Annotated in this window: 10 protein-coding genes and 1 pseudogene; all 11 read right to left on the bottom strand. The window is 39.9% G+C overall.

All coding sequences use genetic code 11. The features are described 5' to 3' along the window. Positions 1 to 3: 3 nt before the first annotated feature. The 11 genes and pseudogenes from dinB to groL all read right to left on the bottom strand — a co-directional run bounded on the left by dinB (position 4) and on the right by groL (position 14,227). A complete protein-coding gene (gene dinB, locus MOO45_RS01855; RefSeq protein ID WP_249514730.1) occupies positions 4 to 1,110 on the bottom strand; it encodes a DNA polymerase IV in 1,107 nt (368 codons plus the stop codon). Next, positions 1,110 to 2,598 (bottom strand): annotated as a pseudogene (zwf, locus tag MOO45_RS01850) (glucose-6-phosphate dehydrogenase). The gene dinB and the pseudogene zwf overlap by 1 nt, the downstream one beginning before the upstream one ends. Positions 2,599 to 2,749: 151 nt before the next feature. Continuing rightward, positions 2,750 to 3,166, bottom strand: a complete 417-nt coding sequence (gene yajC / locus MOO45_RS01845; RefSeq protein WP_317619043.1) for a preprotein translocase subunit YajC — start codon at positions 3,164 to 3,166, stop codon at positions 2,750 to 2,752. 69 nt (positions 3,167 to 3,235) lie between these two features. Then, on the bottom strand, positions 3,236 to 4,378 hold the full coding sequence (gene tgt / locus MOO45_RS01840; RefSeq protein WP_249514729.1) for a tRNA guanosine(34) transglycosylase Tgt: 1,143 nt from the start codon (positions 4,376 to 4,378) through the stop codon (positions 3,236 to 3,238). Positions 4,379 to 4,408: 30 nt separating this feature from the next. Further along, positions 4,409 to 5,440 (bottom strand): tRNA preQ1(34) S-adenosylmethionine ribosyltransferase-isomerase QueA, encoded by a 1,032-nt coding sequence (gene queA / locus MOO45_RS01835; RefSeq protein ID WP_249514728.1) that lies wholly within the window; start codon positions 5,438 to 5,440, stop codon positions 4,409 to 4,411. Positions 5,441 to 5,443: 3 nt separating this feature from the next. Continuing rightward, positions 5,444 to 6,454: a Holliday junction branch migration DNA helicase RuvB gene (gene ruvB / locus MOO45_RS01830; protein ID WP_249514727.1), complete on the bottom strand. Its 1,011-nt coding sequence runs from the start codon at positions 6,452 to 6,454 to the stop codon at positions 5,444 to 5,446. Positions 6,455 to 6,466: 12 nt separating this feature from the next. Next, positions 6,467 to 7,066, bottom strand: a complete 600-nt coding sequence (gene ruvA / locus MOO45_RS01825; protein ID WP_249514726.1) for a Holliday junction branch migration protein RuvA — start codon at positions 7,064 to 7,066, stop codon at positions 6,467 to 6,469. A gap of 3 nt (positions 7,067 to 7,069) precedes the next feature. Beyond that, positions 7,070 to 8,944, bottom strand: coding sequence for a DNA mismatch repair endonuclease MutL (mutL, locus tag MOO45_RS01820; protein WP_249514725.1), 1,875 nt, complete (start codon positions 8,942 to 8,944; stop codon positions 7,070 to 7,072). A gap of 14 nt (positions 8,945 to 8,958) precedes the next feature. After that, positions 8,959 to 11,541, bottom strand: a complete 2,583-nt coding sequence (gene mutS, locus MOO45_RS01815) for a DNA mismatch repair protein MutS (RefSeq protein ID WP_249514724.1) — start codon at positions 11,539 to 11,541, stop codon at positions 8,959 to 8,961. A gap of 28 nt (positions 11,542 to 11,569) precedes the next feature. After that, positions 11,570 to 12,352, bottom strand: coding sequence for a TIGR00282 family metallophosphoesterase (locus MOO45_RS01810; RefSeq protein WP_249514723.1), 783 nt, complete (start codon positions 12,350 to 12,352; stop codon positions 11,570 to 11,572). A 243-nt stretch (positions 12,353 to 12,595) separates the two neighbouring features. Next, on the bottom strand, positions 12,596 to 14,227 hold the full coding sequence (groL, locus tag MOO45_RS01805; protein ID WP_249514722.1) for a chaperonin GroEL: 1,632 nt from the start codon (positions 14,225 to 14,227) through the stop codon (positions 12,596 to 12,598). Positions 14,228 to 14,229: the final 2 nt, after the last annotated feature.

Raw genomic sequence — 14,229 nt, 5'->3', positions numbered from 1 at the left:
CTCCTAAAAAAGTGTCATTTCCTCAAATTTTTGCGTTGTTAAATTGGTAACACCAATTCCCAACAAACGCAAAGGTTGATTAGTTAGCGCTAATTGTGCAAATAATTGCTGACTAGTTTGATAAATTAACTGCGCATCATTAGTTAAATGAGCTAACGTTTTACGCCTTGTATATGTTACAAACTCTAATGTTCTAACTTTCAGCACCACGGTCTGTCCGCGTAATTGCTTCTGCTGTAAAACTGTGGCCACTTGTTGAGCTTGTTGCTCCAAAATTTGCGTTAACTCTTGATCGTTAAAAACTGGTCGATTAAATGAACGCTCACTACTAATCGATTTGTGCTGACGCTTCGTGTGCACAGGCTCATCATCCATCCCATGGGCGCGCTGATACAATACAAAACCCATTTTTCCTAATTTTTGCGTTAACTGTTCTACCGGTACTTGTTGCAATTGTCGGCCAGTTTCTAATCCCAGAGCTGCTAATTTTTTTTGCATCGCCTGCCCGATTCCATGAAATTTGGCAATCGGTAATTCTGCTAAAAAATTCATCGCTTGAACACTAGTAATTACCGTCCGTCCAAAAGGTTTAGCATAATCGGATGCCATTTTAGCCAAAAATTTGTTATATGAAATCCCCACCGAACAAGTCAAATGCAAATCTTGCTTAATCCGGCGTTGGATCCACTGCGCCACTTGAATAGGATTACACATGCCCAAATTATTATGCGTCACATCTAAATATGCCTCATCAAAAGCTACTGGTTCCCATTGTGCAGTTACTTGAGCAAAAATTTGATGAATTTGGGCTGAAACTTGTTTGTACAAATCAAAATGCGGGTCTGTAAACTGCAAATATTCCGTAGGGATTTGTTCCAAAGCCTTGATTGCCGGCATTGCCGACCCAATCCCATACTGACGTGCTTTATAATTCGCCGTCGTAATCACACCGTGACCATTATGTTGACGCGGATCGGGGGCAATCACCAACGCTTTTTGGCGGAACGCTGGATGTTCACGTTCTTCCACAGATGCATAAAAAGCGTCCATATCAACGTGAATAATCTGCCGCTGATCATTCACCACGATTGGCAAGTCTAAAAAACTCATTAATCTAACTCATCAAGGCCCCAAATCCATTCATTGCCATCACGCTGAACTAATTGCTCACTGGCTTTGGGTCCCCAAGTGTTACTTTTATAGTTTGGAAACTGCGGTTTTTTTTTGTGCAAAACGCTGACTAATACAATCAATAAAACGCCAAGTATAGTATTGTTCCTGCCAATTAGTAAAGTTCGTCCGATTTCCATATAAAATATCAATCAACAATTTTTCATAGGCTTCTTGCGAATGATTCATCGTTTCGGGCGTCTGCAAAAACGATAGCGTCTTTAAAGAATTACGCAAGCCTTCACCGGGAGTCGTGGCATTCAAACTCAATTTTAAACCTTGTGTAGGCTCAATCAAAATCGTCAAAATAGGCCGACAGGGACGCACATCCCCATGCAAAGATTCTGCAAAAATATTTTGTGTTTCCTCTTTAAAAACAATATCTATACGAGTTGTTTTTTGCCGTAATCTTTTACCAGAACGGACATAAAAAGGCACCCCTTGCCAAGTATCATTTTTAATTTGAATTTTACCAGCCACAAACGTTTCCGTAACTGAATCATCTGCCACGTGATCAGCTTCACGATAAGAACGCTTATATTCTTTTTTATCACTATCATATTGACCGCGGACAAAATTCTGATCAACTTGCTCCGGCGTATAGCATTGTAATTCAGAAAACAACTTAGCTTTTTGTTCATGAACCGCCTGTGACGTAAATTCAGCCGGACGTTCCATAGCCAACAAACCCAGAATCTGCAGCGCGTGGTTTTGAATCATATCCCGCAAAGCGCCAGCGGTCTCATAATAGCCTGCTCGCTCACCCACGCCCAAAGTTTCTGCCAAAGTAATCTGCACATTACTAATATAATGACGATTCCAAACCGCTTCTAAAATGGGATTCGTAAAACGAATAATAGGTAAAGCTTGAACCATTTCTTTGCCCAAATAATGATCAATTCGATAAATTTGATTCTCATGAAAAGTTTGCGTAATACTATTATTTAGTTCCTGAGCACTGGTCAAATCACGGCCAAAGGGTTTTTCAATCACCAACCGATTAAAGCCCTTATCAGTCAATAATTGTTCCGAATTAATATGTTCGGCCACTGTTCCAAAAAACTTGGGCGCAATTGCCATATAAAAAATCCGATTTTCTTGCGTCTGATACTTTTGATCCAATTGCTGCGCTAATTGCTTTAATGCAACATAATGATCCGCGTCATTAACATCATGAGATTGATAATAAAAATGTTCAGCAAACTTATTAATTTGATCAGAATCAATATTTTCTGATTCAATCGATTGTGCGACAATCTGGCGAAAATAATCGTGACTCCAAGTCCGGCGAGCCGTTCCGATCACTGCAAAGTGCTCCTGTAAATAACCTTTCATATATAACTGAAATAATGCTGGGTATAATTTTCGATGCGCTAAATCGCCTGAACCACCAAAAATAATAAAAACGGCACGTTGTTCTTGCATTATTAATTCCCCCATTGGTTACTGGTCTCTTTATAACTATTTTACACTAGCTTTTTGCTTAAAACAGCGATCTGCTTTGAGTACGGACTGCTTTTTGTAATAAAAAAGACCCTTTCACTAGAAAAAGTCTTTTTATATAATGCTCTAATCTTTTTCAGTTGCTTTGTGAGGTCTCTGTATCAGAAGTTTGGTCTTTTTCAACTTCACTTGCTTTTGCTTCAGATGTTACATCTGACTGTGACTTTTCAGTAGTTGGTTTGGTTGAAGCAACTGGTGCAACTGTTTTAGGATTAGCGGCCCGAATAGCAGAACGACTAAATGTTAAATAAATGCCATCACAATCTAGCACCATGGTCTTGTCTTCATCATTAATCGTATCAATCACGCCGTGTAAACCACCAATTGTCACGATAGGATCACCAACTTTTAATTCACTTAACATTTTTTGACGTTGTTCTTGCTGCTTTTTTTGTGGACGCCACATTGTGAAATACATCAAAACAATCATAATCACGAAAAACACTAATATCATCATATTTCCACTGCTGCCTTTAGCTGCTAATAAATTCAATTAATCCACCTCAATTTCTTCTTTAAGTTCTATTTTAACAAACTATAAATTAAAACACAGTAGCTGTCATTAAAAATTCTTGGCATTTTTTTGATTAAAGCCGTATTGTTCAAAGACTTGTGCTCGCAAATCCAAAAGTGAATCCTCACGAATAGCTTGGCGCACTTGTTCCATCAAGCGCAATAAATAATACAAATTGTGATAACTAGTTAAATGAATGCCAAAAGTTTCATCAACTTGCAATAAATGCCGAATATAAGCCCGCGTATAATTCTTGCAAGCATAACAATCACAATTGGGATCTAATGGACCAAAATCATGAGCATACTTCGCGTTTTTAACCACTAAGCGACCATTAGACGTCATACAAGTCCCATTGCGCGCAATTCGCGTCGGTAAGACACAATCAAACATATCAATGCCGCGAATGACACCATCAATTAAGGAATCAGCGGTGCCAACTCCCATCAGATAACGAGGCTTATTTTCTGGCAATAATGGCGTCGTATAATCCAAAACATCATTCATTTCAGTTTTCGATTCACCAACTGATAATCCACCAATTGAGTAGCCTGCAAAATCCAACGAAACTAAATCCTTGGCACTTTGTGTGCGCAAATCTTGGTGACCACCACCTTGGACAATCCCAAAAATACCCTGTGTCCGAGGATTACGATGCGCCTTTAAACCACGCTCTGCCCAACGAGTCGTCCGCGCCACTGATTTTTTGAGATAATCATATGATTCATAAAAAGGCGGACATTCGTCCAAACTCATCATGATATCCGGACCTAGATCATTTTCAATATGAATGGCTTTTTCCGGTGACAAAAACATCTTTTGTCCATCTAAGTGGCTCTTAAATGTCACACCTTCTTCACTGATCCCACGACGTTTAGTAAGGGAAAAGACTTGAAAACCGCCTGAGTCCGTCAAAATTCCTTGGTCCCAATTCATAAACTGATGTAAACCGCCAGCTTCACGAACTAATTTAGAACCCGGCCGCAACCACAAATGATAGGTATTCGCTAAAATTACGGAAGAACCCATCGTTTTTAATTCTTCTGGCGCCATCGTTTTGACGCTAGCTTGCGTACCCACCGGCATAAAAATTGGCGTTTCAAAAGTCCCATGCGGTGTAACTAACTCTCCCAAACGTGCGCCCGTGTGCTTTTCTTTTTTGATTAATCGATATTTAATTGGTTGTTCCATATTAACTCCAAATTTTTAATTATGCTGATGCTACTTAATAAACATCGCATCGCCGAAACTAAAGAAACGATATTGCTCTTGAACAGCATGTTGATAAGCCTGCAAAATATGATCACGCCCAGTAAAGGAAGCAACCAACATGACTAATGTCGACTTCGGTAAATGAAAATTCGTAATAAATTCATCCACCACTTTCCACTGATAACCCGGCTTAATAAAAATATCGGTCCAACCACTATCAGCTCGCAACACACCATCAAATTTAGTCCCAATTGTTTCTAAAGTCCGAATAGAGGTCGTCCCCGTTGCCACAATCTTGCCGCCGTTTTGACGGACTTCATTCAGTGTTTTTGCGGCTTGATCACTTAAACGATAAAACTCACTGTGCATCTTATGATCTTCAATATTTTCCTCAGAAACTGGCCGAAAAGTCCCCAAACCAACATGTAAAGTCAAATACACTAATTTAACACCTTTTTGTTCGACTTGTTGTAACAATTCTTTCGTCCAATGCAAACCTGCCGTTGGGGCTGCTGCAGAACCCTTTTCTTTAGCGTAAACAGTTTGATAGCAATCAGGATCGTCTAATTTTTCTTTAATATACGGTGGTAAAGGCATCTCGCCTAACTGTTCCAAAATTTCCATAAAAATACCATCATAATTAAAATGCACCATCCGACCGCCATGATCCAGCTCTTCGGTCACTTCACAAGTCAGTAAACCGTCACCAAATGCAATAATCGTACCAACTGGCGCACGCCGAGCCGGTTTGACCAATACTTCCCAGTTATCACCTTCGGTATTATTCAGTAATAATACCTCTAAATGTGCTTTGGTATCTGATTTGACGCCATACAACCGTGCTGGCAACACTTTGGTATCATTCATCACCAAAGCGTCACCCGGATTTAAATAATCTAAAATGTCATAAAAATGGCGATCTTGGTAAGCACCAGTTTGATGGTCTAACACCAACATGCGGGACTGATCGCGATTTTTAATTGGTGTCTGTGCAATTAATTCTTGCGGTAAATCATAGTCAAAATCTTCTAATGTTAACAATTTTTATTCTCCTTTAGGAAATGGAATTCCTAGATGTTCGTAAGCTTTGGGTGTAACCACCCGTCCACGCGGCGTGCGCTTTAAAAAACCTTGCTGCAACAAATAAGGTTCGTTCACAGCTTCAATTGTTTCTTGTTCTTCACCTAAATTGACCGCCATGGTTTTCAAACCCAACGGTCCACCTTGGTATAACTCAATCATCATCGTTAACAATTTACGATCTGTTTGATCCAAACCATGATCATCAACTTGCAGTTGATCTAACGACGAAGCTGCCAATTTTTGGTCAATTTGTTCTTGGTTCTCAACTTGTGCAAAATCGCGTACCCGTTTCAATAAACGATTAGCCACACGCGGCGTCCCACGCGAACGTCGGGCTAATTCATGGGCACCTTCATCAGACACAACAACTGCCAAAACTTGCGCCGAACGTTGAATAATCGTGGTCAATTCAGCTTCTGTATAAAAGTTCATATGTTCCACAATCCCAAAACGACTGCGTAACGGAGCCGATAATTGTCCGGCTCGTGTTGTGGCCCCAATCAAAGTAAAAGGTGGCAAAGGATAATGAACCGCATGCGCATCTGAACCTTGCCCCACGATAATATCAATATAAAAATCTTCCATCGCTGAATACAAAATTTCTTCAATACTCTTAGGCAGACGATGAATTTCATCAATAAATAAGACATCACCAGCCTGCAATTCACTCAAAATAGCCACGAGATCGCCAGCTTTTTCAATAGATGGTCCTGTCGTGGAGCGTAAATTAACATTCAATTCATGGGCAATCACTAACGCCAACGTCGTTTTTCCTAACCCCGGTGGTCCATATAATAAAACATGATCCAACGCTTCTTGGCGATCCAAAGCAGCTTTGATATAAACCCTTAATTCATTTTTAACACGATCTTGCCCAATATATTGTTGTAAAGTTTGGGGCCGCAGACTTTTTTCGACTGCTGCTTCTTGGTCATTCAAAAACTGATCATCAGTTAACTTGTCTTGCGTCATCACCATACCTCACTAACGTAATAATTTTAAACCTTCGCGCACATATTCGCCGGCATTTTTGAGCGACATTGATTTTAATTGCGGTTGAATTTTTTGAATTTCTTTATCTTTATAACCTAAAGCTGCTAAGGCAGCCAAACCATCCGCCAATGCTGGAGTTGTCGTAGTCTCAACAACTGACGTAAACAAATCTGGTGCTTGCTGCGGTGCATAATTTTTAAACGGCAGTTTATCTTTTAAATCTAAAATAATTTGTTGTGCGGTTTTTTTGCCCACACCAGGAAACTTCACCAAAAATTGCGAATCGTTATCCACAATCGCTTGAATCAGACCTGAATGATCATCATCCGCCAAAATTGCCAATGCACTTTTAGGACCAATTCCGGAAACCGAAGTTAATTGCAAAAATAATTCTTTTTCTGCCAAGTCATAAAAACCGTAAAGCAACTGCGCATTATCGCGCACAACTTGCTCAATATAAAGGGTTGTTTTCTGCTGGACTTGATAGCGATAAGGATTGGCCACCAAAACGCGGTAACCCACATGCCCCACTTCAATCACCACATAAGTTGGATGCACAAAAGTAACAATACCCTGAAAATATTCAAACACGTTTTAACCTCGCTTTTTCCATCTTGACTGATGCGGATCTTGAATTCGCTTAAACATTTTTTGCACATCTTGATCACTAAAATGGATCAATGTTGGCCGTCCGTGTGAACAATTATAAGGATTCTTAGTTTGCGCTAATTGATCCAAAATTGCCTGCGCCTGTGATTGATCCAAATGATGATTTGCTTTAATCGACAACTTACAACTCATCGTGATAGCTGTTTGTTCCCGAAACTTAGCAATATCAATTTTACCGTCTTGCAAAATATAATCAATCATTTCTCGAATTGTTGCTTCTTCTTGATCGGCAGGAATCCAAGCAGGATGTGCCGTGACCACAAAACTATTCTGCCCAAATGGCGCAATTTCTACACCGACTTGTTTCAACAAATCTAAGTGATCGCTCAAAGTAACTGTATCGGCATTAGAATAATCCAAAATTAACGGGACTAATAATTTTTGTTGATATGCACTAACTTGTCCCATTTGTACACGATATTGCTCATATTTAACCCGCTCTTGAGCAGCGTGTTGATCAACTAAATAAAAGCCGTCACTACTTTGCGCTACCAAATAAGTTTCATGAATTTGGGCCAAAAATTGTAACTGTGGAAAAGTAGGTTGTCCAGCATTTGTTTCCAGCTGTGCCGCAAAATCGGGCACTTGCGGTGAACTTGGGCAAACAGGCGTTGCTTGTTGCAAACGTTCATCCCATTCTTTTAAATGTTTAGGATCGTCAAAAATGCTCGTCCAATGTAACGCATCGGGTGCAATTAACGATTGCTCTGTCACTTGCGGTGGGCCTGCCGGCTCTGCAATCTGATGCAATGTCAGTGGAGTCAATACAGGTTGCTTCTTGTGCGTGAGATCCACAGGTACATCAGGAATCAAATTTAAAGATTCTAACGCTTGGGAAACCGCCTGCTCAACTAAAGCAGCTAATTGCTGTTCTTTACTTAACCGCACCTCACGTTTGGTAGGATGCACATTTACATCAACTAAAAGCGGAGCAGCTGTAATCTGCAAAACACCTAACGGATAGCGTCCCACCATTAATTTAGAACCATAACCAGCTAACCAAGCTTGACTCAACTGATAATTATTAATATAGCGTCCATTGACTAACAACGAAAGATAATTACGATTAGCCCGTGTTTGCTTGGGCAAAGAGGTGTAACCCTTAATCGTAAAATCTGCATCTTGCGCCTGACAAGCCACCAAATCAGCAGCTGTTTTGCGACCATAAATACCAGCCATTGCCTGCTGAACATCCCCATTGCCCGATGTTCTGATTAAGGTTTTCTTTTCATTAGTCAATGTAAAAGCTACCTTTGCATGCCCCAAAGCAAGCCGATTCACAATATCCACGACTTGTTTTAATTCCGTATTTAACGTCTTAATATATTTTAAGCGCACGGGCGTATTATAAAATAAATCTTCAACCGTAATTATAGTTCCCTTAGTGGCTGCAACAGTCATTGGCGCTTGAAATTCCCCACCAATAATCTCTAATTGAGTGCCACTTTTAGCATCAATACTTGTAATTATACGAACTTTAGCCACCGCGGCAATGCTGGCTAATGCCTCACCACGAAATCCCAAAGTTTTAACATTAAACAAATCCTGTGTGGAATTAATTTTACTTGTGGCATGTGGCAAAAAAGCCAATTCCACTTGGTCACTCGCAATACCAGTACCATTGTCGGCTACGGTAATCTGCGTCACACCAGCATCTTTAATTTGAATATCAATCTGTGATGCATTGGCATCCAGCGCGTTTTCAACTAATTCCTTCACAACCGAAGCAGGACGTTCAATGACTTCGCCCGCGGCAATTTGATTACTGAGCGTTGGTGTTAATTTTTGAATTTGTGCCATTGAACCACTCCTTCTTACGCTTGTAATTCCGTCTGCAACTTATCTAAAAAGTTCAATGCTTCTAACGGCGTCATTTTTAACAAGTTAGCCTTTTTCAGTTCTTCTAACAAATCCTGATTAATGTCTAAACTAGGGGCATCAAACAACGCCAATTGGTCCACTTCTGAAGTTGGGGTTGGCTGTGGTTCTGAGACGGATTGCGCCGGCAAAGTTGTTGTATTTTTTTGTTCCAATTTATCCAAAATAGTTTGTGCACGTTTTAATAGTTTTGTCGGCAAACTTGCTAATTTGGCTACGTGAATTCCGTAAGATTTGTCCGCTGGACCTGCCAAAACCTTGTGCAAAAAGACTAATTGTCCATTTTCTTCAGTCGCATCGACGTGGACATTTTGAACTGTGGTTAAATCCGCTTCCAACGCTGTTAATTCATGATAATGTGTGGAAAAAAACGTTTTAGCATGGACAACTTTATCCAGATACTCAATAATTGCTTGAGCCAACGCCATGCCATCATAAGTCGCCGTTCCACGCCCAATTTCATCAAAGATGATTAGCGAATTTTGGGTAGCATGCTGCAAAGCATCATTAGCTTCCATCATTTCCACCATAAAAGTAGAGTTCCCAGCAATTAAATCATCTGCTGCCCCAATCCGCGTAAAAATTTGGTCAAAGATTGGTAAAGTAGCTTCATCTGCCGGCACAAAGCATCCAATTTGAGCCATAATGACAATGAGTGCCATTTGGCGCATATACGTACTTTTCCCGGACATATTCGGTCCCGTGATCAACAAAATATCCGTTTGATCGCGCATTTGTACATCATTAGGAATATAGTGCTGTTTCCCTAAGACCTTTTCCACAACTGGGTGTCGTCCATTAACAATCTGAACTTCGTGTTGCTCGGTAAACTGCGGACGAACATAATGTTGAGCTTCACTAACCACTGCAAAACCTTGTAAAACATCTAATTGTGCTAAAATTTGCGCTAACTTTTGAATTCGTTCAATTTGTGTTTTGACTTGCTGACGCACTTCCGTAAATAAATGGTGTTCCAGCAAAGTAGATTTTTCCTCTGATTCCAAAATCAGATGCTCTTTTTCCTTGAGTTCCGGTGTAATATATCGTTCTGCATTCGTTAAAGTCTGTTTGCGTTGATACCGATCTAGCGGTACCTGATCCTTATTAGCATTGGTAACTTCAATATAATAACCAAAAACACGATTGAAACCAATTTTTAAATTTTTAATCCCTGTGGCTGCTTGCTCGTCGGCCTGTAATTTGACTAACCAAGATTTGCCATTTTTCATCGCATCACGGTAATCGTCCAATTGCTGATTATAGCCGTCGCGAATCAAATTACCTTCCGTGATAGAAATGGGCGGATCATCGACAATCGCCGCTTCAATTAGGTCCACCACATCTTGGCATTCGGGCATTTGACTTAATAAATCGTCTATCAATGGTTCATGCAAATCTAATAATGTAGCCTTGATTTGCGGCACTTGTTCCAAGGATGTGACTAACTGGATTAAATCACGACCGTTCACATTGCCAAAGGAAACGCGACCCGCTAAGCGTTCCAAATCATAGACCTTGGTCAAATTGTCCTGCAAATTTCCTCGTTGAAAAAAATTATCTAAGAAAATTTGCACGATACTTTGGCGCTGCTTTAATTGTTCCACATCTAATAATGGACGTTGTAACCACTGCTTCAACAACCGACTGCCCATCGCCGTTTTAGTCGCATCTAACAACCAAGCCAAAGTACCTGTTTTTTCCCCAGTGCGTAACGACCGAAATAATTCCAGATTACTTTGCACATTGTGATCCATCTGTAAATATTTACTATTTTGATAAACTTGCGCAATCTGCAAATGAGCTAGTGAACGTTTTTGTGTTTCCACCAAGTACGAAATCAAATAAGTAATAGCCTGCTTTTGGGTGTCATCCTGTACTGATTGCGTCACAAATTGAACCTCCGCAAAACTTTGCTGGGGGTCTTCCGTGGATACTAATAACCCTAATTTTTGTAATTGTTGTTGACGCTCCGTAGGTAAATCCGACGCTACGACGACTTCTTTAGAGCGTAAATTAAGTAATTCATTTTGAACCTGTTCCCAACTCTGTAACTTGGTGACCTTTACTTCGCCTGTGGATAAATCTGTATATGCAAAACCATAAGTTTGCTTTTTAACAACAATTGCTGCCAAATAATTATTTTCATGACTTTGATTAGGTTTATCCTCTAAACTGGTCCCCGGCGTTACTAATTTAATAATGCCCCTTTTAACCATGCCCCTGGCGTCTTTAGGATCCTCTAATTGCTCACAAACAGCTACTTTATAGCCTTTATCAACTAAAACATCAATATAGCTTTGTGCCGCATGGTGGGGCACACCACACATGGGAATAGGATCCGCAGCATTTTTATTACGTGCCGTTAGGGTCAACTCCAAAAGTTGGGCACCTTTGACAGCATCATCGTAGAACATTTCGTAAAAATCACCAATCCGGTAAAACAAAAACGCATCCGGATAATCTTTTTTAATTTTTAAATATTGTTGCATCATCGGTGTCTCTTTAGTGGTTTGTGGCATCTTCAAACTCCCTTGTCTCTGGTATTTCTTAAATAAATGGTTGATCTGGATTAATTTGACATGCTTGAATCTTGTTTGTTTGCGATAAATCCACAACACAATAATTAATTTGCATCCGGCTATGCTCCGCCAATTCATAGCGTGTCGGTCGTTGTGTCAAAAACCGCCGCACACTGCTAGCACTCTTAACGCCAATAATGCCATCATAATCACCGGTCATTCCCACATCAGTTAAAAAGACCGTTCCATTCGATAACGTCCGCGCGTCGTTAGTCTGGACATGCGTGTGCGTACCTACTAAGGCATCTATCCTGCCATCTAAATAATAAGCCAAAGCAGCTTTTTCACTAGTGGCTTCAGCATGAAAGTCCACAAAAATTTTGGTCTCTTTTGGCAGCGCACCAATAATTTCTTGTGCTTTTTGAAAAGGATCATCCAGCGGATTCATCATGGCTCGACCTTGCAAATTAATGACAGCTAAATGTTCTTGATTAACTTGTTTCACAGTAACGCCACTGCCTGGCACGGCATTCCCCGGATAATTAGCAGGCCGAATCAAATTATCATTTTTCTGCAACAAATCCTGCACTTCACTTTGGTCAAAAGCATGATTCCCTAATGTAATTACGTCAGCGCCTGCTTTTAAAATTTCCTTAAATTGTTTTTCTTTAATTCCACGCCCATTAGCCGCATTCTCCCCATTCACAATGGTTACTTGCGGTCGCCATTTAGCTTTGATTTGTGGCAAATATGTTTGTAATGTTTGAATGCCCAATTGTCCCATGACATCCCCAACAAAAATCAGTCTCATAAATCCCTTTCCTTATCTCTTTATCTTCAGTATTAGTGTTTATCATACCACTAAAATTCAGCATCTTCCCTAGCAAAACCCATTCTAACATAATCATGTATCCAATATTTATCCACAGATATTTACTGTGCTTAACTAAAAAAATACCCATGAAAAATGTCCACATTTTCCACAGGTATTCTTTTTTATACAGATATATTCAGGTATATTTTGCTTGTTATTAATAAAATATTGGTAAAACTTTTACATCATACCGCCCATACCAGCATTAGGATCAGCAGCTGGCGCTGGAGCAGCAGGTTCTGGTTTATCAGCAACAACTGCTTCGGTTGTCAAAATCAAAGCGGAAACACTAGCAGCGTTCTGTAAAGCTGAACGAGTAACTTTGGTTGGATCAATAATACCAACTTCGATCATGTTGACCCATTTATCAGTGTCTGCATTATAGCCAATTTCAACATCTTGATCTTTCATATGCTCAACAATCACAGAACCTTCTTTACCAGCATTTTCTGCAATTTGCCGAACCGGTGCTTCTAAAGCACGTTTTACAATGTTAATACCAGTTTTAACGTCGCCAGTTTCACTATCAGCTAATTTAGCAACCGCCGGAATGACATTCATCAAAGCTGTACCACCACCAGCAACATAGCCTTCTTCAACGGCAGCGCGCGTCGCATTCAAAGCATCTTCAATGCGGTATTTACGTTCCTTTAATTCGGTTTCGGTAGCCGCACCAACTTTAATCACACCAACACCACCAGCTAATTTAGCCAAGCGTTCTTGTAATTTTTCACGATCAAAATCAGATGTTGTATCATCAATTTGCTTCTTAATGAAATCAACACGATCGTCAATCGCATCTTTAGCACCAGAACCTTGTACAATTGTCGTATTATCCTTAGTTACTGTAACTCGACCAGCCTGACCTAATTGATCAATTGTCGTGTCTTTTAATTCTAAGCCTAAGTCAGACGTAATCACAGTCCCACCAGTTAAAATGGCAATATCTTCCAATTGTTCTTTACGACGATCACCAAAACCAGGTGCCTTGACAGCAACAACATTGAATGTACCACGAACTTTATTCAACACTAAAGTTGGTAAAGCTTCACCATCAACGTCATCAGCAATAATCAACAATGATTTTCCTTGTTGTACAATGGATTGCAATAAAGGTAAAATATCTTGAATATTCGAAATCTTCTTGTCCGTGATCAAGATATAAGGATTTTCTAAATCAGCTTCCATCTTGTCATTGTCAGTTACCATATATTGTGACAAGTAACCACGATCAAATTGCATACCTTCAACAACATCAGAAGTTGTTTCAATTCCCTTGGATTCTTCGATCGTAATAACACCATCATGACCAACTTTTTCCATGGCATCAGCGATCAATTCACCGACTTTAGTGTTAGCAGAAGAAACAGCAGCTACTTGGGCAATTTGGTCACGACCACTAACTTCGTGAGAAATTTTCCGTAATTCGTCAACAGCAGTTTGTGTAGCTTTTTCAATACCATTGCGAATACCAACCGGATTAGCACCAGCGGTTACATTCTTCATACCTTCTTGAATAATGGATTGAGCTAAAACTGTAGCCGTTGTTGTTCCGTCACCAGCAATATCATTAGTTTTGGAAGCAACTTCGGAAACTAATTTAGCACCCATATTTTCAAAATGATCTTCTAATTCAATATCTTTGGCAATCGTCACACCATCATTAGTGATGTTAGGTGAACCATAAGATTGTTCCAACACAACATTACGTCCCTTAGGACCAATGGTTGTCTTTACTGTATCTGCTAATTTATTGACACCATCAAGCATTTTAGCTCGAGCATCTTCTGAAAACTTAATTTCCTTAGTCATTA

Source organism: Bombilactobacillus folatiphilus, from assembly GCF_023380265.1.
Lineage (GTDB): Bacteria > Bacillota > Bacilli > Lactobacillales > Lactobacillaceae > Bombilactobacillus > Bombilactobacillus folatiphilus.
The sequence above is the reverse complement of the archived record's forward strand: the minus strand, read 5'-3'. Positions and strand labels throughout refer to the sequence as shown.

Coding starts and splice junctions, on each gene's coding strand:
- dinB (WP_249514730.1), bottom strand. CDS start 1,110: ATGAGTTTTTTAGACTTGCCAATCGTGGTGAATGATCAGCGGCAGATT.
- tgt (WP_249514729.1), bottom strand. CDS start 4,378: ATGGAACAACCAATTAAATATCGATTAATCAAAAAAGAAAAGCACACG.
- ruvB (WP_249514727.1), bottom strand. CDS start 6,454: ATGACGCAAGACAAGTTAACTGATGATCAGTTTTTGAATGACCAAGAA.
- mutL (WP_249514725.1), bottom strand. CDS start 8,944: ATGGCACAAATTCAAAAATTAACACCAACGCTCAGTAATCAAATTGCC.
- mutS (WP_249514724.1), bottom strand. CDS start 11,541: ATGCCACAAACCACTAAAGAGACACCGATGATGCAACAATATTTAAAA.
- MOO45_RS01810 (WP_249514723.1), bottom strand. CDS start 12,352: ATGAGACTGATTTTTGTTGGGGATGTCATGGGACAATTGGGCATTCAA.
- groL (WP_249514722.1), bottom strand. CDS start 14,227: ATGACTAAGGAAATTAAGTTTTCAGAAGATGCTCGAGCTAAAATGCTT.